This is a genomic window from Pseudomonas sp. SA233 (genome assembly GCF_054792385.1).
In genome coordinates, this window is record NZ_CP096449.1 from 5,558,062 (window position 1) to 5,584,870 (window position 26,809).

The window sequence follows — 26,809 nt, forward strand, 5'->3', positions numbered from 1 at the left end:
GCCCATCGCAGGCAAGCCAGCTCCCACCCCGACCGCATCGGCCTCAAACCATGCGCAGTCCCTGTAGGAGCGGGCAAGCCCGCGAAGGGGCCGGGGCAGGAATACCTCACTGGCTGCCCAGCAAAGCATCTTCAACCACCTTCAGCAGCACCTCTTCAGAAAATGGCTTGCCCAGGCAGACCAGCGCCCCAAGCGCCATCGCCGCCCGCACCGCCCCTTCATCCCAGTGCGCCGACATGCAGATCACCGGCAACCGCCACCCCAGCCTGGCCAGCTCGCGCTGCACTGCCAGCCCGCTCATTCCGGGCATCCTCAGGTCGAGCAGCACACATCCCGCTTGCCGCGCCAGTGCCGAGGCCAGGAACAGGTCCCCGGCAGCAAAAGACAAGGTCTCGAAACCTGCCGAACGTAGCAGGTTGGCCAGGCTTTTGCGCACCGAAGCATCGTCGTCAACGATGCACACCGTGCTGCTCATGCGCCGCCCAGGCCCTCAGGCTGCGCCCCGATAACGTTGTGCATGGCCACCAGTTCAAGCAGCGAGCGGGACTGCATCTTGTTCATGATGTTCTTCTTGTGCACCTTGGTCGTCACCTCGCTGGTGCCGATCTGCCTGGCGATCTGCTTGTGCGACAGGCCACCGACCACCAGCGAGAACACCTGGCGCTCGCGCTGGGTCAGGCGCTGGTACTTTTCCTCGACCTGCCGCGCATGGTGCCACTTGCGCCCTTCGGCCACGGCACGCGTGCGCACCGCCTGCAGCAGTGTCAGCAGCTGGTCTTCGTCGAACGGTTTGGTCAGGAACTCCACGGCCCCGGCACGCATGGCCTGGACGGTCATCGGGATGGTGCCGAAGCCGGTCATGAACACGATCGGCCAGGGCAGCGCAAGTCGGCGCAGCGCATCTTGGACTTCCAGGCCGCTGGTATCGGGCAGGTGCATGTCCAGCAACAGGCAGGCATAGGGGGTTTCCAGGCGGGCCTCGAACAACGCCTCGGCACTGGCGAACAAATGATGCGGAATGTCCTGCGAGCGCAGCAGGCGGCCCAACGCCGTGCGCACCGACGGGTCGTCATCCACCACCAGCACCGGCACGTTCAAGTGCTCATCGAACAACTCGACAGGTTCGGCCGCGGCGCACAGCGGCGATTTGCCCGCCGCCTTGCCAGGCAACTCGAGGCTGATCTCGGCGGCCAGGCGGTAGCCCCGGCGTGGCACGGTCTGGATCAGGCCACGGTCGCCAAAGGCCTTGCGCAGCAAGGACACCTGCACCTGCAGGTTGTTGTCCTCGACTACCGTGCCGGCCCACACCTGGCTGAACAGCTCGTCCTTGTCGACCACCCGCCCCTTGGCCTTGATCAGCGTCGCCAGCACTTCGAATGCCCGCCCCCCCAACAGGACAGGCTTACCGTCAACAAAGGCTTCGCGCCGCTCCAGCGACACCTGGGCATTACCTATTCGGATCATGGCTTCCTCGCGCGGGCACGGGCGTTTCCCAGCCCAGGGCAGCCTAGGCCAGGGTACGCCTTCAGACAATTATCCCGAGGGATAGGTTGGCCTGAGGACTATACAAAAGCCCGCCAGCCCCCAGGGGACGATAACGGACAACAGCGTACCCTTTCCTGCCAAGCAGCCTGCAGCCCGCATCCCTGCTGGGTCCGCTGCGTATACTCGTGCGTCAGGATGTCGCTAGCAGGGGTGCCATATGCTCGATGAACGCCTTGCCCACAGGCCCATCGATTACGACCAGTCCGTCGACGAGGGTTGGCTGAACCGGTGCGACATCAACGCGCTGGGCCAGGAAGGTGAACTCAGTTACTTCCGCCTTCGCGATCCAGCCACCGACCAGGCATGGATCGCCGTGCGCGCCCCGCGCGAGGTCCCCGCCGCCTGCCAGCGCCTGGAACGCGACTACCGCCTGCAACTCGACCCGCAATGGGCGGTGATCCCCTCGGCGTTCGTGCGCTCGGCCGAAGGCCCCCTGCTGGTGTACCCGGCCGGCCGCTCCATCGCCGACCTTATCGCAGAGGGCCCTGCCGCCCTGGCGCCGTTTCTCGAGATTGCGGTGAATGCAGCCACTGCCTTGGCCCAGGCACACGAACGCAATGTGCTGCACGGCGCGCTGCAGCCCGAACATGTGTGCCTGCGCGCGGACCAGCGAGTGCGACTGGGCTGCTTTCGCGCCGACCCGGCGGAACTGATCAGCGAACAAGGCACCCCGCTCGGCAACTGGGCTTACCTGGCGCCTGAACAGGTCTGCCCGCACGGCAGCAGCAGCGACCGACGCACCGACATCTATGCCCTGGGCGCGATCCTTTACCAGCTACTGCTGGGCGAATTGCCTCTGGCCGGGCGCGACACCCAGCACTGGCGCCAGCTGCATGCCGGCGTGCAGCCACGAGCGGCCTGCGAAGTGGACAGCAATGTGCCGCAACCTCTCAGCCGGATCCTGGCCAAGGCCTTGGCCAAAGAGCCGGACGCCCGCTACCAGAGTGCTCGCGCCCTGGCGGTGGACTTGGCCTATTGCCAGCGACAGTGGGCCGCCAGCAAGTCCATGGATGCCTTCGAACCAGGCTGTGCCGACCCGATGACGCCCGACCGCGCACGCCTGTATGGCCGCAGTGCCGAACAGAAGGCCATCGCCCTGCTGCTCAAGGTACAGCGCCGTGACAGCAAGCCACAAGCCCTGTTCATCAATGGGGCTACGGGCATGGGCAAGTCGAGCCTGGTCGAGGCAGCGCTCAGGGCCAACGCCCAGGGTTACTGGGCCATCGGCAAGTGCAACGGCGTTGCCCAGGCCGTGCCCTACGCGCCCTGGGTCGAAATTCTCGGCGCGCTGACCACCCAGTTGCTAGCCAAGAACAGCCGGGACCTCGACGCCTTGCGCTACGAGATTCTACGCCGTATCAAAGGCCACGGCCGGCTGCTCGGCAAGCTGGCACCAGACCTGCAACTGATCCTCGGCCCCTTGCCCGAGTTGCCGGCCAAGCCCACACGTCTGGCGCTGCAGAAGGAGCTGCGGGCGATCGTCGAATTCCTGCAGGTATTCAGCCGCCCCGACCAGTCGCTGGTGCTGTTCTTCGATGACATGCATTGGGTCGACGACTCCAGCCAGCAACTGCTGGCGCAACTTCTGGCTCACGCGCCCGGCAACCTGTTGCTGATCTTCGCCCGGCGCAGTGATGCGCCAGCCAGCAGTACACCCCTTGCCCTGCCCGCAGCGGTGCGCAGCACCACGCTGAACCTGCGGCCCCTGGCGGTGAGCGCGGTGACCGAGTTGATCGGCGAGCGCTACCACGTCGGCCCCGAGGACGCATTGCAGGTGGCCGAACTGGTACACGACAAGACTGCGGGCAATCCGTTCTTCATCAATCAGATCCTCCGGGCCATGGTCGAGGACCAGCTGTTCACCTTCGATACCCAGGCCATGCGCTGGTCATGGTGCCTGCAGGCCGTGGCCCGCCACCGCTATTCCGACAATGTTGCCGACCTGATGATCCACCGCCTGGCGCGCCTGCCCGAGCCGCAGCGCGACCTGCTGCGGGTGGTCAGTGCGGCTGGCAGCCGCTGTGATGAACGCCTGCTTCACCAGGTACTCTCTCACGCGCCCGGCGAGCCGTTGAAAGCCTTGATTGGCGCGGGTTTCCTGCAACCGGGCCAGAACGGCCTGGGCTTCGCCCATGAACGGGTGATGGAAGCTGCGTACGCTCTCACGCCAGCGCGCGCACGTGCCCAACTGCATGCACGTATTGCCCAGGCCATGCGCCAGGCCTGGCCGGGGCGCCTGCACGAGGTACTGTTCGAGCTTGCCAACCAGCTGCAACGCGCCAGCCCATGCGGGTTTGCAGCGGATGACTGCGAAGCTTTTCTGCAGCTTTTACGCGAGGCAGCAGCACGCGCACGCGATGGCGGCGCGTTCGAACAATCGGCTGGCTACCTGCACACGGCCGAGCAGTTGCTGCAACGCGGTGCAACGCTGGAAAGCCGCGCCACGCATGGCTTTGCCATCGCCTGCATGGCCACCGAGTGCGACATGCAACTGTCGCGAATGGTCGCGGCCGAGGCCCGCATCACTGAATGCCGCCTGCGCGCGCGCTCGGCGTTGGACCAGGCGCGGGTATGCCGCCTGCAGGCGCTGCTGTACACCTTGCGCGGCGACTATCAGGCGGCCATCGACAGCGCCATTTCCGGCCTGGACTTGCTGGGTATGAGCCCGGTGCGAGGTGGCGACTGGCAACAGGTCGAAGCCAGTCATGCCCATGTACAGACCTTGGTCGAACAGAAAGGCCGACACTGCCTGGAATCGCTGCAGCGCACCGATTCGGAGGAAGTGACAGTTGCCATCAGCCTGCTGGCCACCCTGTCGTCATCGTTTTTCGTGAAGGACGACATCTGCTTCCTGCACCTGGCCAAGCTCATGGAGCTGTCACTGCTGCACGGAGTCGCCCCGGGCAGCACCTACGGCATGGCCTGGTACGGGGTGATGATTGCCGAGCGCTTCGGCGCCTACCATGATGGCCACGCTTGCTGCCTGGCTGCGCTCAAGCTGATAGAGCGGCACGGTTTCGACGCTGACTTGACCAGCGCGCTGCTGGCCCTGGACCAAGTCAGCGCCTGGACCTCGCCGATGGAGTTCGCCCGCCGTACCGCACTGGATGCGGTCGACTCGGGGCGCCTGAGCGGCGACCTGGCGATGAGCTGCTATGCCTGCAACCACCTGGTTTCCGATTCGCTGTTCATGGGCCGCTACCTGCCGGACGTGGTGGAGGAACTGGCGCAAGGCCTGGCCACCGTGCGTCGCTACGGTTACCGCGACATCGAGCAGATCCTGCAGGCCCAGCAAGCGTTCGTCGCCAAATTGAGCGGCACGCCCTGCCCGGCCTCGGCCACAGCCTCGAAATCGCCTACCACGCGGTTCTTCCAGTACCTGATGGCCGGCATGTGCGACTTCTACCTGGGCAATATCCCGCAGGCCATGCGCAACCTGGCACTGGCCGGCGACAACACCTGGGCGGTACCGACGCACATCAACCTGGCCGACTATCACCTGTTCCGCGGCCTGGCCCTGGGCAGCCCCGAGGCCATTGGCAGCCTTGCCGATAAGCTGCGCGAGCTGCAGGCCCTGCGGGAGCGCTTCGGCCGCTGGGCCGGCTTCAACCCGGCCACCTTCCGCAACAAGCTGTTGCTGATCGAAGGCGTGATCGCCAAGCTCGAAGGCGACGGCCTGGCCGCCATCCGCTGCTTCGACCAGGCACAGATCGCCGCCACCGCAGCCGGTTTCATCCACGAGCAGGCGCTGGCCCACGAGCAGTTGGCCGAAGTATGTATCCCCAGCGGCCTGATCTCTGGTGCCAACCTGCACCTGCGCATCGCCCGCGACTGTTTCCATATCTGGGGCGCGACCGGCAAGGTGCACCAGCTGGAGGCGTTGCACCCGTTCCTGCGCACCCAGCCTATCCAGGAAAGCCAACGCGCAACCCACCAGGCCAAGCTCGACCTGGAAGCCGGCATCGAGGCAGCACGGGCGCTGTCCGAGGAAGTGCTGCTCGAAGGCCTTATCGAAACCCTGATGGGCCACCTGACCCAGCATTCCGGCGCCGACCACGGTGCGCTGCTGATCGTCAGCGGTGCCGAATTCCAGATGGCTGCCCTCGCCTACATCGACGACGCCGGGCTGCACGTGAGCATGGACGACTGCCAGAAGTTCATGACCCAGGCACCGCTGTCGATCATCAACGCCACCATGCGCACCAAGAAGCCCCTGGTGCTCAACGATGCCCAGAGCGATTGCCCCGAGGCCTTCCGCCAGCAGTTGCACGCGCGCAAGGCCCGTTCGGTACTGTGCCTGCCGCTGGTGATCCAGGGCGTGCTGATCGGCCTGGTGTACCTGGAAAACCGCCTGGTACCGAACCTGTTCGGTGGCCAGCGCCTGGCCATGCTGGAAATACTCGCCTCACAGGCGGCGGTGTCGCTGCAAACCGCCAAGTTCTACACACGCCTGGCCGAAGACAACCAGACCCGCGCCCAGATGGAGACCGAGTTGCGCCGCTCCCGCGCGGAATTGGCGCGCACGTCGCACTTGCAGGTGATGAACGAGCTGTCCGCGTCCATCGCCCATGAGATCAGCCAGCCGCTGCTGGGCATAGCCTCCAACGCCGCTGCCAGCCTGCGCTGGTTGAAACGCACCAACCCCGACCTGGAAGAGGCGATTGCCGGCCTGGAAGATATACGCAACGACAGCGAACGGGCCGCCAACATCGTGCGTGCGCTACGCTCGCTGGCCAAACAGTCGCCGATGCAACTCAAGGTGGTGAAGCTGGACGAGTTGATCCGCGAAGTGGTGCGCCTTACATCGGCCGATGCCGCCAAGGGCCCGGTGGACGTGCAGATGCGCTTGCAGGCGGGGGTGAGCGTGATGGCCGACCCGGTGCAGTTGCAGCAGTTGGTGTTCAACCTGATTACCAATGGCCTGGAGGCGCTGGCGGGGTATCGCAGCGACGGGGTGCTGCGGATTGCGTCGGCGGTGGTCGGGAATGAGGTGGAAATCTGCGTAGACGACAACGGGCCGGGAATTGCAGCGGATGAGCGCGAGCGAGTGTTCGATGCGTTTCATACCACCAAGATCGGCGGCATGGGGATGGGCTTGGCGATCTGCAACTCGGTGGTGCAGGCCCATGGTGGGCAGTTGCAGGCGCTGGTGTCAGAGCTGGGGGGGTGTCGGATTCGCTTTACGCTGCCTGTGAATCCTTCTTGAGCCTGTACCGGCCCTTTCGCGGGTGAACCCGCTCCCACAGGGATAGTGTACAGCCTGAGAACTGCACGGTTCTTGTGGGAGCGGGTTCACCCGCGAAAGGGCCGGTACAGGTTTACATCAACGGGCGCTCAGGGCCGCATAGCTGTTCATCAGGTTGCGGTAGTTGGGAATGCGCTGCGACAGCAGGTTACCCAGCCCTTCGATGTCATTGCGCCAGTCACGGTGCAGCTCACAGGCCACCGAGAACCAGTTCATCATCTGTGCACCCGCCTGGGTCATGCGCACCCAGGCCGCCTGCTGCACGGTTTCGTTGAAGGTTCCTGAAGCATCGGTCACCACGAACACTTCAAAACCTTCCGCCAGTGCCGACAAGGTCGGGAACGCCACGCACACATCGGTCACCACGCCAGCGATGATCAGCTGCTTGCGGCCAGTGGCCTTGATCGCCTTAACGAAGTCTTCGTTGTCCCAGGCGTTGATCTGGCCAGGGCGGGCAATGTACGGCGCATCCGGGAACATCTCTTTCAGCTCGGGCACCAGCGGGCCGTTCGGGCCTTGCTCGAAGCTGGTGGTGAGGATGGTCGGCAGGCCGAAGAACTTGGCCAGGTCGCCCAGGGCCAGCACGTTGTTCTTGAACTCGTTGGGCGAGAAGTCCTGCACCAGCGAAATCAGGCCGGTCTGGTGGTCGACCAGCAGCACCACGGCGTCGTCTTTGTTCAGGCGCTTGTAATCGGGTTGGCTCATCGGGGTGACTCCTTGGGTTGGGAAAACGGGCCGGCACTGTCCACAAGGGGCTATACCGGCGGATAGGTTCGGCTTAAGGATGGGCCTGCGCCTGGCGCCAGGCCTTGGGCGGCTGGCCGACCAGGCGGCTGAAGGCGCGGGTGAAATGGGCCTGGTCGCAGAAGCCGCATTCCAGGCTCACGTGGGTGATCGGCGCCTCGGTGGCGAGCAGGCGCTTGGCCTTTTCCATGCGTGCCAGCAGGCGCCACGCCTGGGGCGAGAGGCCGGTGTTGACCTTGAACGCGCGCGAGAAGTGGCTGCGGGTGAGGTTGCATAACCCGGCGATTTCGATGATCGACAACGGGCTGTGCAACATCAGTTCCTTGGCCCGGCGCAAGCGCGCCGGCGTCAGTGCGCCGGGGGTTTGCAGCGGCGCTTGGGGCGTCCCGGGGTGCATGGCGGCTCTCCTGTTCAATACAGAAAGTCTCGCCTCCGGCACATGACAAAGTCCTGAGCCAAACCTGAATTGTTGTTAATTGCGCGCTGCTGGCCCTGACGGTTTTGCCGATACCTTAAGATGCGTTTCGTATTCAGCTTCGGGCCGCTGGTGGCGGCCGGCATTCAAGGCAAAAGAGCGATGCAGGAAAAAACCGCCCACCGCACCGTGGCCATGGTGTTGTTCAATGATGTGCTGTTGCTGGACGTGACCGGGCCCATGGACGCGTTTGCCATTGCTAACCGCTTCCTTCCTGCCGAGCGGAAGTACCGGCTGCTGACCCTGGCCGAAGGGCAGGCAGCGGTGCGCGGCTCCTGCGGGTTGAAAGTGGTAGCCGACCTGCGTCTGGAGGATTTGCCGGAAGCCGTCGACCTGTTGCTGGTGCCAGGCGGCCCGGGCGCCTATGACATCGCCCTGCCAGGCATCGAGCGCTGGCTGCCCCAGGCCGTGCGCCGGGCCAAACGCTTTGGTGCAATATGCACCGGGGTATTCCTGCTGGGCCGGGCCGGGCTGCTGGACGGCTATCGCTGCACCACCCACTGGAACTACGTGGAGCGCCTGGCACAAGCGTTCCCCGAGGCGAAGGTCGAGACCGAGCAGATCTACGTGATCGACCGTTGCCTGATTACCTCGGGCGGCATCACCGCAGGCATCGACCTGGCACTGTCAGTGGTGGCCGAGGACCACGGCAAGGCGCTGGCCCTGGAAGTGGCCAAGGTGCTGCTGGTCGCCCGCCATCGCCAGGGCGGGCAGACACCCTACGGGCCACTGCTGGCGGCTGTACCGCGTGATGATTCGCCGATTGCACGGGTGCAGGCGTATATCGTCGACCATATCGAGCAAGGCTTCACTGTGCAGAAGATGGCCGACCTGGTAGCCATGAGCGGGCGCAACTTCGCCCGCACCTTTCAGCGCGAGGTGGGCATCACGCCACTGCAATACTTGCAGAACGCACGCATCGACCGCGCGCGCAAGCTGCTGGAAAGCAGCGACCTGCCATTGAAAGTGGTGGCGACGCAGTGCGGTTTTGGCAGTGACCGGCATTTGCGCAAGGTTTTCTGCGAGCGGATTGGCATGACGCCGGCGCAGTATCGGGCGCAGTTTGGTGGCAGTTGAGTATGCAGATTTCCTGTGCCGGCCTCTTCGCGGGTGAACCCGCTCCCACAGGTGTTGCGCAGGCTTGAAGACACCGCTGTACCTGTGGGAGCGGGTTCACCCGCGAAGAGGCCAGCACGACTGTCACCTGATTCAGGACAATGTGTCTTCCTCACAGCAGATTGTCTGGCACCCCCACATTCCCCAGAATTGTCCGCCAAACTGATCTAACGCTGCCCCGGCAGCTCATGGAGTACGAGCCAATGCCACACGAAGGCAGCCTTCTGCAAACCGCGGTGATCTTCCTGCTCGCCGCTGTCCTCGCCGTCCCCCTGGCCAAGCGCCTGCACCTGGGGGCCGTGCTCGGTTACCTGCTCGCCGGCGTGATCATCGGCCCGCAGGCGCTGGGCCTGATCCGCGATACCGAAAGCGTGGCGCACATTTCCGAGCTGGGCGTGGTCCTGCTGCTGTTCATCATCGGCCTCGAGCTGTCGCCCAAGCGCCTGTGGCTGATGCGCAAGTCCGTATTCGGCGTCGGCACCGCCCAGGTGCTGCTGACCGGTGCGCTGATCGGCGCCATCGCCCTGTTCGGCTTCAGCCAGACGCTACCGGCGGCCATCGTGCTCGGTCTGGGCCTGGCGCTGTCGTCCACTGCCCTTGGCCTGCAGAGCCTGGCCGAAAGCAAGCAGCTCAACGCCCCGCACGGCCGCCTGGCGTTCGCCATCCTGCTGTTCCAGGACATCGCCGCCATCCCACTGATCGCATTGGTTCCGCTGCTGGCCGCCAGTGGCCCGGACACCAGCCACGGCGACAGCCTGGAGCATGGCCTGAAGGTGTTCGCCAGCATCGCCGTGGTCATCGTCGGTGGCCGCTACCTGCTGCGCCCGGTGTTCCGCACCGTGGCCCGCACCGGCCTGCCGGAAGTGTCCACCGCCACCGCGCTGCTGGTTGTGATCGGCACTGCCTGGCTGATGGAAGAAGCCGGCATTTCCATGGCCCTGGGTGCCTTCCTCGCCGGCCTGCTGCTGGCCGACTCGGAATACCGCCACGAGCTGGAATCGCAGATCGAACCGTTCAAGGGCCTGCTGCTGGGGCTGTTCTTCATCAGCGTCGGCATGGGCGCCAACCTGCGCCTGCTGCTGGAAATGCCTTTGGTGGTGCTGGGCCTGACCCTGCTGCTGGTGGCCGTGAAGCTGGTACTGCTGATCGGCGTCGGGCGCCTGGCCGGTGGTCTGAACAGCGCCAGCGCCCTGCGCCTGGGCATGGTGCTGGCTGCCGGTGGCGAATTTGCCTTCGTGGTGTTCAAGCTGGGCAAGGACCAAGGCTTGTTCGACACCCAGACTTACGACCTGCTGTTGATGACCATCACCCTGTCGATGGCCATTACCCCGCTGCTGATGATTGGCTGCGCCCACGCGCTCAAGCGCCCGCAACCGGCGCGTGAGGTGCCGGAGCATTACAAGCAGATTCAGGCTGACACGCCACGGGTGGTGATCGTCGGCATGGGTCGCATGGGCCAGATCGTCGCGCGCATCCTGCGGGCACAGAAGATTCCGTTCATTGCCCTGGAAACCTCGGTGGACACCATCGAGATGACCCGTATGTTCGAACAGGTACCCGTGTTCTACGGCGACCCACTGCGCCCCGAGGTGCTGCATGCCGCCAAGGTGGGCGAGGCGGAATACTTCATCATCACCATCGATGACCCGGAAGCTGCCATTCACACGGCGGAACGGGTGAAACGCCTGTACCCGCACCTGAAAGTGCTGGCCCGCGCGCGTAACCGCCAGCATGTGCACAAGTTGGCGGATGTCGGCGCCGAGCCGATTCGCGAGACGTTCTACTCCAGCCTGGAGATGACCCGCCGGGCATTGGTGGGGTTGGGGTTGAGCGAGGCGCAGGCGGCGGACCGGATTGCGCGGTTTACCCAGCATGACGAAGAGGTGCTGGTGGCACAGGGGCAAGTGCGTGATGACCGGGCCAAGGTGATGCAGACGGCCAAGGAGGCCCGGGCGGAGTTGGAGCGGTTGTTTGATTCGGATGCGGATTGAGGATCTCGAGCGCATTACTGTAGAGATGCAGCGCCTATGAGATCGAGCGCCGCCCGCGCGGCGCTCGATCTCATAGGCGCCAGAGGCCTCACGACATACTCTTGGTGGCCGTGACTCAATGCCCCGTCAAGCGAGTAAACAGGCAAAACAGCGCTAACTAAGGATGATCACCGTGAGTGACCTGCCAAAGATCATAAGCAGCCTGCTCGCGGAGGTACTGCCGGGCTGGGCCGAGGCCGGCGCGCTCAAGTCTATAAGCTAGATCGGGTGAAATGGCGGCACTACCATCAAGTACAGCGGCCAATTGCACCTGTGGATAATCAAGGTGCTGGGCTAATCCCGAAACTGTCATTTCAATCGCTGGCAGCACATCGCAGAGCAGCGACTCTCCCGGATGCGGCGGGTTATAGAGGGGCATTTGAAATCTCCTAGATTGGCTTCCCAATGCTCCTCCCTTTCAGCCCTAGACATCAGGTCGCAACGTCTGACCGCATTGTCAGAGCGTTCCTGATCCTTCCCACAACCGGGGCTGCTATGCAGCCCTTCGCGGGCACGCCCGCTCCCACAGGTACTGCACCGCTTGCCAGGCTTGCGCTATTCCTGTGGGAGCGGGCGTGCCCGCGAAGGGCCGCGCAGCGGACCCAGTGCACAAAAATATCAGCAGCATCCTACTTCGTTGCGAGCCATTTCCTACTCAGCCATACCATCTGACGAATTATCCTACGCACCGTGTCGAAGCCCGTCTGATTGTCCGGGGAAAGCCTGCTCTCTAGGCTTGCCGGGTCGCTGTCGGTTCAGCGATCGGGTGTGGAAACCCGGCAGGTAAATCGGAATAGCTGTTGTCATGGCAGCTGCGCGCGGGAGGCCGAATGGCCTGCCGGGGTTCCGATAGCCTGGCTTTCCACCCCGCGTGCAGCCGCCACCCTTCGCGTGGAAACGGATGGTGCCGGCCAACCTCTATCGGAGTTTGGCTATGAAAAAAAATTGTCCCCAATCCACCTCTTCCCGACACCAAAGAGCGCGCTTTCAGCCGCTGCGATGCAGGCCATCCACCTTTGTTCACAGTAAACCCAGGCGTCTCTGCCCACGACGCCCTAGTTCATGTCGCCCAGTACCTGCGTGGTGCCTACGATTGTGGCTACAAAGCCCTGGAACACCTGGATGAAACCGGCAAGAGCCTGTTCTGGAGCAACCTGAATGCGCTCGAAATGGCGGAAGGATTGGTTGAGGCATTGCTGGATGGGATTGAGTCGCAGCCCATGAATTGATGTTGTCCTTGCTGGCCTCTTCGCGGGTGAACCCGCTCCCACAAGGATCACCACAGGCGCTGAAACTGTGCAGTACCTGTGGGAGCGGGTTTACCCGCGAAAGGGCCAGCGCAGCAAACAAAAAAGGCCAGCTCCCTACAGAGGGAGCCGGCCTTTTTGCATTCAACTAACGGGCTGTTACTTACCCGCAGTCAACGCGTTGTAGCTGGTAATCAGGTTGCGATAATCCGGAATGTGGTTGGAGCACAGCGCCGCCAGCCCTTCGATGTCGTTGCGCCAGTCGCGGTGCAGCTCACAGGCCACGCCGAACCAGGTCATCATTTGCGCGCCGGCGCGGCTCATGCGGTCATGGGCAGCATCGCGGGTCATTTCGTTGAAGGTGCCGGAAGCATCGGTCACCACGAACACTTCGAACTCCTCTTCCAGGGCCGACAGCGCCGGGAACGCTACACAGACCTCAGTCACCACGCCGGCAATGATCAGCTGTTTCTTGCCAGTGGCCTTCACCGCCTTGACGAAGTCTTCGTTGTCCCAGGCGTTGATCTGGCCTGGGCGGGCGATGTACGGGGCGTCCGGGAACAGGGCTTTCAGCTCTGGTACCAGCGGGCCGTTGGGGCCTTGCTCGAAGCTGGTGGTGAGGATGGTCGGCAGGTTGAAGAACTTGGCCAGGTCGGCCAAGGCCAGCACGTTGTTCTTGAACTTGTCCGGCTCGATGTCACGGACCAGGGACAGCAGGCCAGCCTGGTGGTCGACCAGCAGGACAGCGGCGTCGTCTTTGTTCAGGCGGTTGTAGGTGAATTTGCTCATGGTCTGTGCTCCTAAGGGTTATGAATTTTTCAGCATTCGGGGGTGTTTCGCGTTGATGGGCACAGATTAAAATCATCACCTTTGTGGCGGTAGATAGCAGAATTTGGCTTTAGCGTTCCGTTTTATGAACGATGGATTTGTAGGGGCTGTGCCGGCCTCTTCGCGGGTAAACCCGCTCCCACAGGGATGGCGCCGGGCTTGAGCCCTATGCATTACCTGTAGGAGCGGGTTTACCCGCGAAAGGGCCGGCACAGGCAACCAAGTACCTGGAGACCGATCATTGGAAGACCTCAACTCCCTCTACTACTTCACCCAGGTAGTCGAGCACGGCGGCTTCGCCCCGGCTGGCCGGGCGCTGGACATGCCCAAGTCGAAGCTAAGCCGACGCATCGCCGATCTCGAAGACCGCCTGGGCGTGCGTCTGCTGCACCGCACCAGCCGCCATTGTTCGCTCACCGAGATCGGCCAGGCCTACTACAACCGCTGCCTGGCCATGCGCGTGGAGGCCGAGGGCGCGGCGGAGATCATCGAGCGCAACCGCAGCGAACCGCGCGGCCTGGTGCGTATCAGTTGCCCGACCACCCTGCTCAATTCCTGGGTCGGGCCGATGCTGACCCGCTACATGCTCAAGTACCCGCAGGTGGAGCTGTTCATCGAGAGCACCAACCGCCGCGTCGACCTGCTGCACGAGGGCTTCGACATCGCCCTGCGGGTGCGCTTTCCGCCGCTGGAGAACACCGACATGGTGATGAAGGTACTGAGCAACAGCACCCAGTGCCTGGTCGGCCAGCCGCAGTACCTGGAGCAGTTGCCCGAGCGCTTCGACCCGCAGCTGCTCGGCACGCTGCCGAGCCTGCATTGGGGCAGCGCCCAGCGTGAGTACCAGTGGGAGCTGTTCCAGGGCGAAGACAGCAGCCGCAGCATCGTAATCCCGCACACACCGCGCATGGTGACGGACGACCTGTTCGCCCTGCGCCATTTCGTGGTGGCCGGGGTGGGTATTGCGCACCTGCCGCGGGTGGCGGTGCGCGAAGACCTGGCGGCGGGTCGGCTGGTGGAGTTGTTGCCGGACTGGCACCCGCGTTGCGGCATCGTGCATGCGATCTTCCCGTCGCGGCGGGGCTTGCTGCCGTCGGTGCGGGCGCTGATCGATCATCTGGCCGAAGAATTCGCCATCAGCGACATGGCTTGAGCCGGTTGCCGCCTGTGCCGGCCTCTTCGCGGGTAAACCCGCTCCCACAGGGTCACCACTAGCCCCAAGGTTTGTGCAGTATCTGTAGGAGCGGGTTCACCCGCGAAGAGGCCGGCACAGGCAAGAACAGCCAGAGCACACACATACAAGACCCCTGGCCTATCCTTCCTCCACAGTCTCGGATCATCCCTCCCGGAGCCCCCATGATCCGCGCCACCCACGGACCAGGCCGCGCCCTGCTCGCCACCCTCGCCCTGTGCCCGGCGCTCAGCCAGGCCGAAGAGCCCGGCTGGTCGCTGCTCAGCCGCAACTACTTCCTGCACAGCGACTTCCGCTCGCCCTCCGGCAGTGGCCAGAACTACCGCCAGGAATGGGCCCAGGGCTTCATTGGCGAAATCCGCTCCGGCTTCACCGAGGGCACACTCGGCGTTGGCATCGATGCCCATGGTTTTCTCGGCCTCAAGCTGGACGGCGGCCGCGGCCATGCCGGCACCGGCCTGCTGCCGCGCGACAGCGATGGCCGCGCCGAGTCCGACTACTCCAGCGCCGGCGCCGCACTCAAGCTGCGCCTGGGCAACACCCAACTGCGCTACGGCGAAATGACCGTGGAAACCCCGGTGTTCGACACCAGCGACAAACGCCTGCACCCGGAGTACGCCACCGGCTGGTTCCTGGACAACACCGACCTGCCCGACTGGCGCCTGCAGGCCGGGCACTTCACCGCCTTCAACAACCAGGACAACAGCTCCAGCCATGATGACTTCAGCGGCTACGGCGCTACCACCGACAACCGTGCCATCAGCCTGGCCGGCGCTGCGTTCGCACCCGACGGGCCATTCGGCGGCGCGCTATATGCTGGCCAGTTGGAGGACACCTGGCGCCAGGGCTACCTCGACCTGAACCTGGCCGAGGGTAACTGGCGCCTGGACGGCAACCTGTACAAGACCCGCGACACCGGCAATGCCAGTGCCGGGGCAATCGACACCCTCGCCTACAGCCTGCTGACCAGGTATAGCTTTGGCGCCCAGGCGCTGAGCCTGGCCTACCAGAAGGTCGAGGGCGACACCCCGTTCGATTTCGTCGGCGGCGACTCCATCTACCTGGCCAACTCGATCAAGTACGCCGACTTCAACGGCCCCGGCGAGCGCTCGTGGCAACTGCGCTACGACCTCGACTTCGCAACCCTCGGCGCCCCCGGCCTGAGCCTGATGGGCCGCTACGTCAGCGGCCGTGGGATCGACGGCAGCCATGCCCCGGCAGGCGGCGCCTATGTGGGCCAGTACGGCGACGGCGGCAAGCACTGGGAGCGCGACATCGACCTGAAATACGTGGTGCAGTCGGGCGCCGCCAAGGACCTGAGCCTGTCGTTTTCCCACGTCAGCCACCGCGCCAACCAGGCCCAGGCTGGCGATGACATCGACCGGATCTACCTGATCATCGAATACCCACTCAAAGGCAGCTTCTGACATGAGCACGTCCCCTTCAGGCGCCTGGAGCCCATTGCGCAACGCCACCTTCCGCATGCTGTGGATCGCCACCATCGCTTCCAACATCGGCACCTGGATGCATGAGGTGGGCGCCGGCTGGCTGATGACCACGCTGTCGGCCAGCCCGTTGCACGTGGCCCTGATCCAGGTAGCCGGCTCGCTACCAATGTTCTTCCTCGCCCTGCCGGCCGGCGCGGCGGCTGATATCGTCGACAAGCGCCGCTACCTGTTGCTGGTGCAACTGTGGATGTCTTCGGTGGCCGTGGTGCTGGCGGCCCTGACCCTGCTCGGGCTGATGAACGTCACCCTGCTGCTGGTGCTTACCCTGGCGTTGGGCATCGGCACGGCACTGATGATGCCGGCCTGGAGCGCGCTGACACCGGAGCTGGTAGGCAAGGACGACCTGGCCAACGCGGTGGCGCTTTCCAGTGTCGGTATCAACGTGTCGCGCGCCATCGGCCCGGCTTTGGCGGGCGTGGTGGTGAGCATGGTCGGCCCGTGGTTGACCTTCGCCTTGAATGCCATCTCGTTCGCCGGGGTGATCCTGGTGCTGTTCCTGTGGAAGCGCGAGGTGAAGGAGCCGCTGCTGCCGGCCGAGCGCTTCGTCGGCGCCATGCGCACCGGGCTGCGTTTCGCGCGCAGTGCCAAGCCCTTGCAGGCGGTGATATTGCGCGCCTTGGCATTCTTTTTCTGCGCCAGCGCCGGCACCTCGCTGCTGCCGTTGATCGTGCGTGGCGAGATGCATGGCAGCGCCGCCGATTTCGGCCTGCTGCTGGCGGCCATCGGCATCGGCGCAGTGGCCGGCGCCACCTTGCTGCCCCGCCTGCGCGAACGCATCAGCCGCGACCGCCTGGTGCTGCTCGCCAGCCTGCTGTATGCCCTGTTCCTGCTGGCCCTGGCGCTGGTGCGCAACTTCTATGTGCTGCTGCCGGCAATGCTGCTCAGCGGCGCGGCGTGGATTGCCGTGCTGTCCAACCTGCAGGTGGCGGCGCAGACCTCGGTGCCGGCCTGGGTACGGGCGCGGGCGCTGTCGGTGTACATCCTGATCTTCTTTGGTGCCATGGCCAGTGGCGGGTTGCTGTGGGGCACGCTGGCCAGCCATGCAACCATCACCTTGAGCCTGCTGCTGGCCGCAGGAGGCCTGGCACTGGGCACGCTGCTGACCTGCAAGGTGACGCTGCCGGAAACCGCAGCCGAGGAGCTGACGCCGTCACTGCATTGGCCGGTGCCGCTGCTGAGCGACGACATGGACAAGGAAAGCGGGCCGGTGATGGTCACCGTGGAATACCACATCGACCCGGCCAAGGCCGAGGCCTTCCAGCAGGCAGCGCGGGAGCTGGAGGCGATGCGCAAGCGCAATGGCGCGTTGTCATGGGGGTTGATGCGCGACAGTGCGGACCCGGCGTTGTGGCTGGAGTTCTTCTTCGAGGAATCGTGGCTGGAGCATTTGAGGCATCACCACCGGGTAACCCGGGGTGAGCTGAAGATCGAGGCCAGGGTGCGGATGCTGCAGACCGATGGGGTGGAAGTGAAGATTCGGCATCTGTTGGCTGGAGCTGAGCACAAGGCTCACCATTGATGTTGGTTTTTCCGGCCTCTTCGCGGGCTCGCCCGCTCCCACAGGGATCGCACAGAGCCTGAGGGCTGCGATGTACCTGTGGGAGCGGGCGAGCCCGCGAAGAGGCCAGCACAGAAGGAACAAAAAAGGGGCCAATAACTGGCCCCTCTTTTCACATCAGCTCAGCTTAGAAAGCAAAGCACGAACAACCCAGCGCCCCCCAGAAGCCCTGGAAGTCATTCACCGGCACACTCGAATGCCGTGCCTTCTCATGGCTGTGCGCATGCACCCCGCAAGGCCCGACACACTGGTGCGCCACCGCTGCCAGCGACGGCGTGCCCACGCGCCAGTGGCCCGGCACCTTGGTCACCGGCGACCACTCCGGCAGCACCGGCACCTGGGGCGGGCCGAGCTTGTCGAACTCCGCCGCGCCATACACCACCTTGCCATCGACCACGGTCAGCACCGACTCGATGCCTTTGATCGCCTCTTCATCGACACTGAAGAAGTCCAGCGACAGCGCCGCCAGGTCAGCCAGCTGGCCCACCTTGATCTGGCCTTTCTTGCCCTGCTCGCTGGAGAACCAGGCGCTGCCCTGGGTGAACAGCTGCAGCGCAGTGTCACGGCTGAGGCCTTCCGGGTACAGCTCCATGCCACCGACGGTCTTGCCGCTGACCAGCCAGTACAGCGAGGTCCACGGGTTGTAGCTGGACACGCGGGTGGCGTCGGTACCGGCGCCCACCGGCACGCCCATGTCGAGCATGCGCTTGATCGGCGGGGTCTGCTCGGCAGCCTTGGCACCGTAGCGGTCGACGAAATACTCACCCTGGAAGGCCATGCGGTCCTGGATCGCGATACCGCCGCCCAGCGCACGCACACGCTCGATGTTCTGCGGGGTGATGGTTTCGGCGTGGTCGAAGAACCACGGCAGCCCATTGAACGGGATGTCCCGGTTGACCTTCTCGAACACGTCGAGCATGCGCGTGATCGATTCGTTGTAGGTGGCATGCAGGCGGAACGGCCAGCGCTGCTCGACCAGGTGGCGCACCACCGGCTCCAGCTCTTGTTCCATGGTTTGCGGCAGGTCCGGGCGCGGTTCGAGGAAGTCCTCGAAGTCGGCGGCGGAAAACACCAGCATCTCGCCGGCGCCATTGTGGCGCAGGAAGTCGGTACCGCTGTGCAGCTTCACGCTGGAGGTCCACTTGCGGAAGTCGTCCAGCTCTTCCTTGGGCTTCTGGGTGAACAGGTTGTAGGCAATGCGCACGGTCAGCTGGTTGTTGTCGGCCAGCTCCTGGATCACCTGATAGTCGTCCGGGTAGTTCTGGTAGCCACCACCGGCATCAATGGCACTGGTCAGGCCCAGGCGGTTGAGCTCGCGCATGAACTGGCGGGTGGAGTTGACCTGGTATTCCAGCGGCAGCTTCGGCCCCTTGGCCAGGGTGGCGTAGAGGATCATCGCGTTGGGGCGGGCGATGAGCATGCCGGTCGGGTTGCCGAACTTGTCACGCTGGATCTCGCCGCCCGGCGGGTTGGGCGTGTCCTTGGTGTAGCCGACTGCCTTGAGCGCGGCGCGGTTGAGCAGTGCGCGGTCATACAGGTGCAGCAGGAATACCGGGGTGTCAGGTGCGGCCTGGTTGATTTCCTCCAGGGTGGGCATGCGTTTTTCGGCGAACTGGAACTCGTTCCAGCCGCCGACCACGCGCACCCACTGCGGGGTCGGCGTGCGCGCGGCCTGGTCCTTGAGCATGCGCAGGGCATCGGCCACCGAAGGCACGCCTTCCCAGCGCAGCTCCAGGTTGTAGTTCAGGCCACCACGGATCAGGTGCAGGTGCGAGTCGTTCAGGCCAGGGATGACCGTGCGCTGCTTGAGGTCGATGATCTGCGTGGTGGCGCCCTTGTGGGCCATGGCTTCGGCGTCGTTGCCCACGGCGATGAAACGGCCATCCTTGATGGCGACGGCGGTCGCGGTGGGCTTTTCACGATCAACGGTGTGCAGTTTGCCGTTGAACAGAATCAGATCGGCGGTCATGGAACCTCCTTGGGTGGATGCGTGAGCGGAACCGGCGGAACCGGTGAAAGGCAATGCGGACCAGAGCGCGCCAGCGGCACCGAGCACGGTACTGGTGGCGAGGAACTGGCGACGGGTCTTGTCGTTGCGGTCCTGGGACATTGGGTTCTCCGTCTGGTGCGGCAGCGGGCAGGCGCAACTGCGGAGCATGCCGGTTGGTGTAGGGGCAAGGCTTGGATGGATGTGCGGTGGGTTGTTGAAGGTTAGCCTTGTTCAGCATTTGCGCTGCCTGGGCTGGCCTCTTCGCGGGCACGCCCGCTCCCACAGGGACACCACCGGCCTTGAAGACTGTGGTGTCCCTTGTGGGAGCGGGTTTACCCGCGAATGCCCCAGCCCAGTTACTTCTGAAGGAACGCCAGCAAGTCTTGATTGAGTTGCTGTGCATGAGTCACCGCAAACCCGTGCGGCGCCCCCGCATACACCTTCAGCTCAGCCCCGCGAATCAGCTCCGCCGCCCGCTTGCCGGTGCTCTCGAACGGCACGATCTGGTCGTCGTCACCGTGGATCACCAGGGTCGGCACATCGATCTTGGCCATATCCGGGCGGAAGTCGGTTTCGGAGAACGCGGTCACGCAATCCAGGGTGCCTTTGATCGATGCCATCAGCGCAATGTTCAAGGTCTGGGTCTGCACACCCTGGGACACCTGCTGCCCATGGTTGATGCCATAGAACGGCGTGGCGAAATCGGCGATGAACTGCGCCCGGTCGGCACGCAGGCCGGCGCAGATACCCTCGAACACCGATAGGTCGACACCTTCAGGGTTGTCGTCACGCTTGCCGAACACCGGCGTCACCGCGCCAAGCAGCACCAGCCCGGCCACACGCTCGCTGCCGTGGCGGGCGATGTAGCGGCTGACGTCGCCGCCACCCATCGAGAAGCCCACCAAGGTCACGTCGCGCAGGTCGAGGTGTTCGATCAGCTGGGCGATGTCATCGGCGAAGGTGTCGTAGTCGTAGCCGTTCCATGGCTGGCTCGAACGGCCGAAACCACGGCGGTCGAAGGCGATGGCGCGGTAGCCGCGGCTGGCCAGGAATTCCATCTGCGAATCCCACATGTCGGCATCCAGTGGCCAGCCGTGGCTGAACAGCACAGGTTTGCCGCTGCCCCAGTCCTTGAAGTAGATCGAAGTGCCATCGCGGGTAACGAACGTGCTCATGTCGGTATCTCCTTGAAAATGTCGAGGTAAAGGCCTGGCTCAGCCACGCAGCCAGTTGGCGCAGCGGCGGGTTACCCAAGGCATGATGTAGAACACCACGGGCAGGATGACGAACAGGTTGACGATCAGGTTGCCGGTGATCGCGCCCCCCAGCTGCGGGAAGCGTGCGAACAGCGGCGCCAGCAGTTGTGGAATGATCATGGTCATCGGGCAGATCACCAGATAGGTCAGCAGCGCCTGCTTCCAGCGCGGCGGTTGCGCTGCGTTGGTGCTCGGCGGGGTGAACCAGAATTCCGGGTCGTCGTGCACCTGGGTGTGGTCCCCCCCCTCGAGCAGCGGCAGTACTTCGCTTACCAGTGTCTGGCGCTCGGCCGAGTTGACCCAGGCCTGCAGCAGGCTGGCATCGGCGAAGCGCACCACGGTGGTGAAATGCAGCCCGCCGTCGTCAGGGCGGATGACGTTGACGTCCAGGTGTCCCGGCTGGCGGCGCGCGGTGCTGACCGTGCGCTTGAGCCATGCTTCGTAGGCCGCCAGCGACGCGGCGCGAACCTTGTGCTGGATGACCAGGGTCACCACGTTGCGGTTGTCTTGGGGTGCGGTGTTCATCGGCGTTCCTTGGGATGAGCTTGCCCGCATCCACTGTGCAACGGCGGACGGGCGCAGGATTGGACAGGTGTGCTGCCTTGGCGGGCACCGGTTTGCGGTGCCCGCGCATCAGGCTTACTTGTTGGCGTTGAAAGCGTTGTAGCTGGTGATCAGGTTGCGGTAGTCCGGGATGTGGTTGGAGCACAGCGCGGCCAGCCCTTCGATGTCGTTGCGCCAGTCGCGGTGCAGCTCACAGGCCACGCCGAACCAGGTCATCAGTTGTGCGCCGGCCTGGCTCATACGGTCGTGGGCGGCGTCGCGGGTCATCGCGTTGAAGGTGCCGGAGGCATCAGTGACCACGAACACTTCGAACTCTTCTTCCAGGGCCGACAGCGCCGGGAAGGCTACGCACACTTCGGTTACCACGCCGGCGATGATCAGCTGCTTCTTGCCGGTGGCCTTCACCGCCTTGACGAAGTCCTCGTTGTCCCAGGCGTTGATCTGGCCTGGGCGGGCGATGTAGGGGGCGTCCGGGAACAGGGCTTTCAGCTCTGGTACCAGCGGGCCGTTGGGGCCTTGTTCGAAGCTGGTGGTGAGGATGGTCGGCAGGTTGAAGAACTTGGCCAGGTCGGCCAGGGCCAATACGTTGTTCTTGAACGCGTCCGGCTCGATGTCGCGGACCAGGGACAGCAGGCCAGCCTGGTGGTCGACCAGCAGGACAGCAGCGTCGTCTTTGTTCAGGCGGTTGTATTTGAAGTTGGTCATGGTCGTTGCTCCTAAGGGTTTTGATCTTTTCAGTAAGTTGGGTGTTTCGCGTTGATGGGAGAAGATTAAAACCATGACCTTTTGGGCGGTAGATAGCGATTTTTGGCTCTAGCGTTCTGTTTTATGAACGATGGTTTTGTATGGGCTCGACCGGCCCTTTCGCGGCTAAAGCCGCTCCTACAGGTACTGCGCACGATTCAGATCCAGCGCAATCCCTGTGGGAGCGGCTTTAGCCGCGAAGAGGCCGGCACAGGCCCCATTGCCTGCCCGGCCAACCTGCTCTATTACTACCCACAACCCTCCCCTCACCCGAGACCACCATGCTGGCGTTCATCCAGTCATACCCGTTGTTGCTCGGCACCGCCCTGGTCCTGCTCGACCTCGTGCTCTGGCAATTGATTCCTCTCCAGCAACGCGCCTGGCGCATCGGCGCGCGGCTGGTGCTGTTCCTGCTGTTCAGCTCGGTACTGGTGGCTGCCGGCATGAGCCCGATGCAACCACCACCCTGGCCCGATGATGTCTCGCGCAACCTGATCGCCACGGTACTGGCGATCGGCTGGTGGCTGTTCGGCGCACGCACGGTGACGGTGGTGTTCGGCCTGTTGCTGGGTGCCCGTGGCAGCCATGGCGGGCGTTTGCTGCAGGATGTGCTGGGGGCGCTGATCTTCCTGGCTGCGGTGGTCGCCGCCGCAGGTTATGTGTTGCAGTTGCCGGTGAAGGGCCTGCTGGCTACATCGGGGGTAATGGCCATCGTCATCGGCCTGGCGCTGCAGAGCACATTGGCCGACGTGTTCAGTGGCATCATCCTGAACACCACGCGGCCGTATCAGATTGGCGACTCGATCTCCATCGATAGCACCGAAGGCAAGGTGCTGGAAATCGACTGGCGTGCCACCCGCCTGCTCACCAGCACCGGCAGCCTGGCGGTGATCCCCAACTCGGTGGCGGCCAAGGCCCGGCTGCTCAACCACAGCCGCCCGGCCGATGTGCACGGGGTGTCGGTCAGCGTGGTGGTACCGGCCAAGGTGCGGCCCAAACGGGTGTTCGATGCTCTGGAAAAAGCCTTGCAAGGCGTCAGTGCCATCCTGGCTACACCAAGACCAAAGGTGACGGTGAAAGCCTCGACGCTGGAATCAGTGGAGTACGAAGCCAGCGGCTTCGTGGCCGACGCGGGCGCCAAGGGCGACGCGCGCAACCAACTGTTCGACCTGGCCCACCGGCACCTGGAGGCCAGCGGGGTTATGTGGAACACCGACCTGGCCATGCCACCACGCAGCCGCCAGCGCGAGGTGCTGGACGAGGTGCGGGTGTTCCGCTCGCTGAGCGCGGAAGAGCGCGATGCGTTGAGCCAGCGTATGACGGCGGTGGAATACCTGGCCGACCAGGTAATCCTGGGCGTGGGCGAGCATTCCGATCACTTGCTGGTGATTGGCAGCGGGGTGGTTTCGGCGTCGATCCGCGATGGCGACAAGCTGGTGGAGGCCGGGCGCATGGGGCCGGGCGAGGTGCTCGGGATCGAGGGGATCATCGACGATGAGCAGTCGTTTGCCGAATTCCGCACATTGACCGGTTGCGTGCTGTACCGGATCGACAAGGAGCAGGTGAAGAGCTGCCTGGTGCAACGCGGCGATGTGCAGACGGCGTTGAGCAAGTTGCAGCGGTTTCGGCGGCAGAGCCGGGAGTCGTTGTTGCTGCAGAAGCCAGTTTCGATCAAGAAGGGCGGTTTTCTCAGCTGGTTGCACAAGTAAGCCTGTGCCGGCCTCTTCGCGGGTAAACCCGCTCCCACAGAGACTGCGCAAAATCTGAACGCTGCGCAGTACCTGTGGGAGCGGGTTTACCCGCGAAGAGGCCAGTATTTACAACACAACTCTCAAACATTGCCCCGCGTGGTACAGCGAGAACCCGGACTCATAGAACGCAGTCCTCAGCGAGGGCGCACTCACGCCCTTCATCGGCGAAAACGGAATCGGCAGGCTGCCCGCCTCCCCCTTCAGCAGGAACTCGGCAAACGCCCGGCCGATCACGGTCCCGGTGGTATTGCCGCGCCCGTTGTAGCCGGTCACGGCCACCAGCCCCGGCGCCGGTTCGAACAGGCGCATCAGGTGGTCCGGGGTGAAGTCGATGCAGCCGGTCCAGTGCATTTCCCACTCGACCTTGCCCAGCTCCGGGTAATAGTGGCTCTGGATGCGGTCGGCCCAGCTGCGCACGAACCACGCCGGCTTGTTGTCGACCCGGCCCAGGCTGCCTAGCAGCAGGCGGCCCTGGTCGTCGCGACGGATGCTGCTGAGCACGGTGCGGGTGTCCCACGAGCCTTGGCCATGTGGCAGCACCTTGTCGGCTGCAGCACCCTGCAACGGCTTGGATGCCACCTGGTAGTAGTAGCCACGGAAGAACTGCTTCTGCAGGTTGCTCCAGTCGCCTTCGGTGTAGGCGCCGGTGGAAATCACCACTTTGTCGGCGCGCACCGAACCACGTGCGGTCTTCACCCGCCAGGCATCGCCGTCACGCTCCAGGCCTTCGACCGAAGACTGCTGGAACAGCTTGCCACCCAGGCGTGCCACCGCTGCGGCCAGGCCCTGGGTGTAGCCCATGGGGTTGATGGTGCCGGCGCGGCGGTCGAGCAGCGCGGCGGAAATCTTGTCGGTACCGCAGTATTCCTGGCACTGGGCGCCGGTCAGCAGCTCCACGTCGGCACCACGGCGGCGCCATTGTTCGTGGCGGGCCTCCAGGTCGGCGATACCGGTGGCGTTGTGCGCCATGTGCAGCGTGCCTTTGTGCTGGGCCTGGCAGTCGATGCCAAGGCGTTCGATCATGGCGAACACTTCAGCCGGGGCCTCGCCGAGCACCTTGTTCAGGCGGCTGCCCTGCTGCAGGCCGAGGGTGGCCTCGACATCGTCGGGGCGGATCCAGGTGCCGGCGTTGACCAGGCCGACGTTGCGCCCGGAGCCACCGTGACCGATCTTCCAGGCCTCCAGCAGGATCACCGACTTGCCCTGTTCGAGCAGGTGGATGGCCGCCGACAGGCCGGTAATGCCGCCACCGATCACGCAGACATCGGCCTTGTGCTCACCGGCCAGAGCCTGGGCGGCGACGGTCGGTTTGCTGACGAATTCCCACAAGCATTCTTGACGCAGTTCGGACATGGCCCGGCTCCAGCAATTTGTTCTTGTTTGGGGCCGTTGTGCGGCCCATTCGCGGGTAAACCCGCTCCCACAGGTGCATCACAGGTTTCAAGAACTGTGTTGTACCTGTGGGAGCGGGTTTACCCGCGAACCGGGGGCCAGGCCCCCGGCCATGCAGCATCAGCCGATCAGTCGAACACGATACCCTGCGCCAACGGCAGTTCGCGCGAGTAGTTCACGGTGTTGGTCTGGCGACGCATGTAACCTTTCCAGGCATCCGAACCGGACTCACGGCCACCGCCAGTCTCCTTCTCGCCACCGAACGCACCGCCGATCTCGGCGCCGCTGGTGCCGATGTTGACGTTGGCGATGCCGCAGTCGCTGCCCGAGGCGCTCTGGAAGCGTTCGGCCTCACGGATGTCGGTGGTGAAGATGCACGACGACAGGCCTTGTGGCACTTCGTTGTTCAGGCGCAGGGCCTCTTCGAAGTCGTCGTAGGCCAGCACGTACAGGATCGGGGCGAAGGTTTCGTGGCGCACCACGTCGCTCTGCGCCGGCATTTCGGCGATGGCAGGCGATACGTAGTAGGCGTTCGGGTACTGGTCGGCCAGCTGACGCTCGCCACCAAATACCTGGCCACCTTCGTCGCGGGCCTTGGCCAGCGCGCCTTGCATGGCGTCGAACGACTGCTTGTCGATCAGCGGGCCCACCAGGTTGTCCTTGCGTGGGTCGCCGATGCGCACCTTGCCGTAGGCGGCTTTGACGCGGGCAACCACTTCGTCCTTGATCGAACGGTGCACGATCAGGCGGCGCAGGGTGGTGCAACGCTGGCCGGCGGTGCCGACTGCGGAGAACAGGATGCCACGCACGGCCAGGTCGAGGTCGGCGCTCGGGGCCAGGATCATGGCGTTGTTGCCGCCCAGTTCGAGGATGCTGCGGCCGAAGCGGGCAGCCACACGTGGGCCGACTTCGCGCCCCATGCGGGTGCTGCCGGTGGCGCTGACCAGCGGTACGCGCGGGTCGTCGACCATGGCTTCGCCGGCTTCACGGCCGCCGATTACCAGTTGTGCCAGGCCGGCCGGGGCATCACCGAAGGCTTTCAGGGCTTTTTCGAACAGCGCCTGGCAGGCCAGGGCGGTCAGCGGGGTCTTCTCGGACGGTTTCCATACCACCGAGTTACCGGCGACCAGGGCCAGGGCAGTGTTCCAGGCCCAGACTGCGACCGGGAAGTTGAAGGCGCTGATCACGCCGACCACGCCCAGCGGGTGCCAGGTTTCACGCATGTGGTGGCCAGGGCGCTCGGAAGCGATGGTCAGGCCGTACAGCTGGCGCGACAGGCCAACGGCGAAGTCGCAGATGTCGATCATTTCCTGCACTTCGCCCAGGCCTTCCTGGGTGATTTTGCCGGCTTCGATCGAAACCAGCTCGCCGAGGTCGGCCTTGTGCTCACGCAGCACTTCGCCGAACAGGCGCACCAGCTCGCCACGGCGCGGGGCCGGCACGCTGCGCCAGGCTTCGAAGGCGCTCCGGGCCTGATCGATGCGGGCGATGGTCTCGGCCTTGCCGAGCAGTTTCACCGAGGCGATCTGGCTGCCGTCGATCGGCGTGTGAACAGGGTAGTCGCCCTGGGTGTAAGCCTCGGCAGCAACGCCAAGGCGCTCGAGCAGTCCAGCAACCATTTGTG

Annotated in this window: 20 protein-coding genes; 8 read left to right on the forward strand and 12 right to left on the reverse strand. The window is 64.3% G+C overall.

The window, feature by feature from the left end; all coding sequences use genetic code 11:
• Window positions 1-106: 106 nt before the first annotated feature.
• Both M1D87_RS25480 and M1D87_RS25485 read right to left on the reverse strand, forming a co-directional pair.
• Window positions 107-475 (reverse strand): response regulator transcription factor, encoded by a 369-nt coding sequence (locus tag M1D87_RS25480; RefSeq protein WP_023662911.1) that lies wholly within the window; start codon window positions 473-475, stop codon window positions 107-109.
• Window positions 472-1,464 (reverse strand): response regulator, encoded by a 993-nt coding sequence (locus M1D87_RS25485; RefSeq protein ID WP_039612306.1) that lies wholly within the window; start codon window positions 1,462-1,464, stop codon window positions 472-474. The genes M1D87_RS25480 and M1D87_RS25485 overlap by 4 nt, the downstream gene beginning before the upstream one ends.
• Before the next feature lie 238 nt (window positions 1,465-1,702).
• On the opposite strand from M1D87_RS25485, the gene M1D87_RS25490 reads away from it, so the two are divergent.
• Window positions 1,703-6,751 carry a trifunctional serine/threonine-protein kinase/ATP-binding protein/sensor histidine kinase gene (locus M1D87_RS25490; RefSeq protein ID WP_409280374.1) on the forward strand — a complete coding sequence of 1,683 codons (5,049 nt, stop codon included), beginning with the start codon at window positions 1,703-1,705 and terminating at the stop codon, window positions 6,749-6,751.
• A 117-nt stretch (window positions 6,752-6,868) separates the two neighbouring features.
• On the opposite strand, the gene ycaC (M1D87_RS25495) is transcribed toward M1D87_RS25490, so the two are convergent.
• Window positions 6,869-7,495: an isochorismate family cysteine hydrolase YcaC gene (gene ycaC / locus M1D87_RS25495; RefSeq protein ID WP_004375560.1), complete on the reverse strand. Its 627-nt coding sequence runs from the start codon at window positions 7,493-7,495 to the stop codon at window positions 6,869-6,871.
• A gap of 73 nt (window positions 7,496-7,568) precedes the next feature.
• Complete coding sequence (locus tag M1D87_RS25500; protein ID WP_013974756.1) at window positions 7,569-7,931, reverse strand: helix-turn-helix domain-containing protein; 363 nt, start codon at window positions 7,929-7,931, stop codon at window positions 7,569-7,571.
• Between the two features lie 180 nt (window positions 7,932-8,111).
• Between M1D87_RS25500 and M1D87_RS25505 the strand changes: the two genes are divergently transcribed.
• Complete coding sequence (locus M1D87_RS25505) at window positions 8,112-9,086, forward strand: GlxA family transcriptional regulator (protein ID WP_123085545.1); 975 nt, start codon at window positions 8,112-8,114, stop codon at window positions 9,084-9,086.
• A gap of 242 nt (window positions 9,087-9,328) precedes the next feature.
• Complete coding sequence (locus M1D87_RS25510; protein ID WP_025341083.1) at window positions 9,329-11,116, forward strand: monovalent cation:proton antiporter-2 (CPA2) family protein; 1,788 nt, start codon at window positions 9,329-9,331, stop codon at window positions 11,114-11,116.
• A 157-nt stretch (window positions 11,117-11,273) separates the two neighbouring features.
• On the opposite strand, the gene M1D87_RS25515 is transcribed toward M1D87_RS25510, so the two are convergent.
• The gene (locus M1D87_RS25515; RefSeq protein WP_123085540.1) at window positions 11,274-11,534 is read right to left on the reverse strand and encodes a HigA family addiction module antitoxin; all 261 of its coding nucleotides are present in this window, start codon (window positions 11,532-11,534) and stop codon (window positions 11,274-11,276) included.
• A gap of 565 nt (window positions 11,535-12,099) precedes the next feature.
• On the opposite strand from M1D87_RS25515, the gene M1D87_RS25520 reads away from it, so the two are divergent.
• Complete coding sequence (locus M1D87_RS25520; RefSeq protein WP_123085539.1) at window positions 12,100-12,384, forward strand: hypothetical protein; 285 nt, start codon at window positions 12,100-12,102, stop codon at window positions 12,382-12,384.
• 177 nt (window positions 12,385-12,561) lie between these two features.
• On the opposite strand, the gene ycaC (M1D87_RS25525) is transcribed toward M1D87_RS25520, so the two are convergent.
• Entirely contained in the window at window positions 12,562-13,191 is a 630-nt protein-coding gene (gene ycaC / locus M1D87_RS25525) for an isochorismate family cysteine hydrolase YcaC (protein WP_013974760.1), read from the reverse strand.
• A 280-nt stretch (window positions 13,192-13,471) separates the two neighbouring features.
• Between ycaC (M1D87_RS25525) and M1D87_RS25530 the strand changes: the two genes are divergently transcribed.
• The 3 genes from M1D87_RS25530 (at window position 13,472) to M1D87_RS25540 (ending at window position 17,449) form a co-directional block, all read left to right on the forward strand.
• Entirely contained in the window at window positions 13,472-14,383 is a 912-nt protein-coding gene (locus M1D87_RS25530; protein ID WP_123085538.1) for a LysR substrate-binding domain-containing protein, read from the forward strand.
• A gap of 203 nt (window positions 14,384-14,586) precedes the next feature.
• Window positions 14,587-15,849, forward strand: coding sequence for an OprD family porin (locus M1D87_RS25535; RefSeq protein ID WP_123085537.1), 1,263 nt, complete (start codon window positions 14,587-14,589; stop codon window positions 15,847-15,849).
• A 1-nt stretch (window position 15,850) separates the two neighbouring features.
• Window positions 15,851-17,449, forward strand: a complete 1,599-nt coding sequence (locus M1D87_RS25540; RefSeq protein ID WP_123085536.1) for an MFS transporter — start codon at window positions 15,851-15,853, stop codon at window positions 17,447-17,449.
• A gap of 166 nt (window positions 17,450-17,615) precedes the next feature.
• On the opposite strand, the gene M1D87_RS25545 is transcribed toward M1D87_RS25540, so the two are convergent.
• The 4 genes from M1D87_RS25545 to ycaC (M1D87_RS25560) all read right to left on the reverse strand — a co-directional run bounded on the left by M1D87_RS25545 (window position 17,616) and on the right by ycaC (M1D87_RS25560) (window position 22,003).
• Window positions 17,616-19,457 (reverse strand): amidohydrolase, encoded by a 1,842-nt coding sequence (locus M1D87_RS25545; RefSeq protein WP_015272310.1) that lies wholly within the window; start codon window positions 19,455-19,457, stop codon window positions 17,616-17,618.
• A gap of 377 nt (window positions 19,458-19,834) precedes the next feature.
• Window positions 19,835-20,653: an alpha/beta fold hydrolase gene (locus M1D87_RS25550; RefSeq protein ID WP_015272311.1), complete on the reverse strand. Its 819-nt coding sequence runs from the start codon at window positions 20,651-20,653 to the stop codon at window positions 19,835-19,837.
• A gap of 39 nt (window positions 20,654-20,692) precedes the next feature.
• The gene (locus M1D87_RS25555; RefSeq protein WP_123085535.1) at window positions 20,693-21,259 is read right to left on the reverse strand and encodes an antibiotic biosynthesis monooxygenase; all 567 of its coding nucleotides are present in this window, start codon (window positions 21,257-21,259) and stop codon (window positions 20,693-20,695) included.
• Between the two features lie 114 nt (window positions 21,260-21,373).
• Window positions 21,374-22,003 carry an isochorismate family cysteine hydrolase YcaC gene (ycaC, locus tag M1D87_RS25560; protein ID WP_085691498.1) on the reverse strand — a complete coding sequence of 210 codons (630 nt, stop codon included), beginning with the start codon at window positions 22,001-22,003 and terminating at the stop codon, window positions 21,374-21,376.
• A 320-nt stretch (window positions 22,004-22,323) separates the two neighbouring features.
• Between ycaC (M1D87_RS25560) and M1D87_RS25565 the strand changes: the two genes are divergently transcribed.
• Entirely contained in the window at window positions 22,324-23,751 is a 1,428-nt protein-coding gene (locus M1D87_RS25565) for a mechanosensitive ion channel family protein (RefSeq protein ID WP_123085534.1), read from the forward strand.
• 108 nt (window positions 23,752-23,859) lie between these two features.
• Here the strand turns inward: M1D87_RS25565 and amaA are convergent, their stop codons facing one another.
• Both amaA and amaB read right to left on the reverse strand, forming a co-directional pair.
• A complete protein-coding gene (amaA, locus tag M1D87_RS25570) occupies window positions 23,860-25,146 on the reverse strand; it encodes an L-pipecolate oxidase (protein ID WP_013974769.1) in 1,287 nt (428 codons plus the stop codon).
• A 167-nt stretch (window positions 25,147-25,313) separates the two neighbouring features.
• Entirely contained in the window at window positions 25,314-26,804 is a 1,491-nt protein-coding gene (gene amaB, locus M1D87_RS25575; RefSeq protein ID WP_421091511.1) for an L-piperidine-6-carboxylate dehydrogenase, read from the reverse strand.
• Window positions 26,805-26,809: the final 5 nt, after the last annotated feature.

Bases quoted from the DNA above. Each gene is read 5' to 3' on its own strand.
- M1D87_RS25550 (WP_015272311.1), bottom strand. From the start codon at position 20,653: ATGAGCACGTTCGTTACCCGCGATGGCACTTCGATCTACTTCAAGGAC.
- M1D87_RS25515 (WP_123085540.1), bottom strand. From the start codon at position 11,534: ATGCCCCTCTATAACCCGCCGCATCCGGGAGAGTCGCTGCTCTGCGAT.
- ycaC (WP_004375560.1), bottom strand. From the start codon at position 7,495: ATGAGCCAACCCGATTACAAGCGCCTGAACAAAGACGACGCCGTGGTG.
- M1D87_RS25535 (WP_123085537.1), top strand. From the start codon at position 14,587: ATGATCCGCGCCACCCACGGACCAGGCCGCGCCCTGCTCGCCACCCTC.
- M1D87_RS25500 (WP_013974756.1), bottom strand. From the start codon at position 7,931: ATGCACCCCGGGACGCCCCAAGCGCCGCTGCAAACCCCCGGCGCACTG.
- amaB (WP_421091511.1), bottom strand. From the start codon at position 26,804: ATGGTTGCTGGACTGCTCGAGCGCCTTGGCGTTGCTGCCGAGGCTTAC.
- M1D87_RS25505 (WP_123085545.1), top strand. From the start codon at position 8,112: ATGCAGGAAAAAACCGCCCACCGCACCGTGGCCATGGTGTTGTTCAAT.
- M1D87_RS25565 (WP_123085534.1), top strand. From the start codon at position 22,324: ATGCTGGCGTTCATCCAGTCATACCCGTTGTTGCTCGGCACCGCCCTG.
- M1D87_RS25540 (WP_123085536.1), top strand. From the start codon at position 15,851: ATGAGCACGTCCCCTTCAGGCGCCTGGAGCCCATTGCGCAACGCCACC.
- M1D87_RS25480 (WP_023662911.1), bottom strand. From the start codon at position 475: ATGAGCAGCACGGTGTGCATCGTTGACGACGATGCTTCGGTGCGCAAA.
- M1D87_RS25490 (WP_409280374.1), top strand. From the start codon at position 1,703: ATGCTCGATGAACGCCTTGCCCACAGGCCCATCGATTACGACCAGTCC.
- M1D87_RS25510 (WP_025341083.1), top strand. From the start codon at position 9,329: ATGCCACACGAAGGCAGCCTTCTGCAAACCGCGGTGATCTTCCTGCTC.
- ycaC (WP_085691498.1), bottom strand. From the start codon at position 22,003: ATGACCAACTTCAAATACAACCGCCTGAACAAAGACGACGCTGCTGTC.
- M1D87_RS25485 (WP_039612306.1), bottom strand. From the start codon at position 1,464: ATGATCCGAATAGGTAATGCCCAGGTGTCGCTGGAGCGGCGCGAAGCC.
- amaA (WP_013974769.1), bottom strand. From the start codon at position 25,146: ATGTCCGAACTGCGTCAAGAATGCTTGTGGGAATTCGTCAGCAAACCG.
- M1D87_RS25545 (WP_015272310.1), bottom strand. From the start codon at position 19,457: ATGACCGCCGATCTGATTCTGTTCAACGGCAAACTGCACACCGTTGAT.
- ycaC (WP_013974760.1), bottom strand. From the start codon at position 13,191: ATGAGCAAATTCACCTACAACCGCCTGAACAAAGACGACGCCGCTGTC.
- M1D87_RS25555 (WP_123085535.1), bottom strand. From the start codon at position 21,259: ATGAACACCGCACCCCAAGACAACCGCAACGTGGTGACCCTGGTCATC.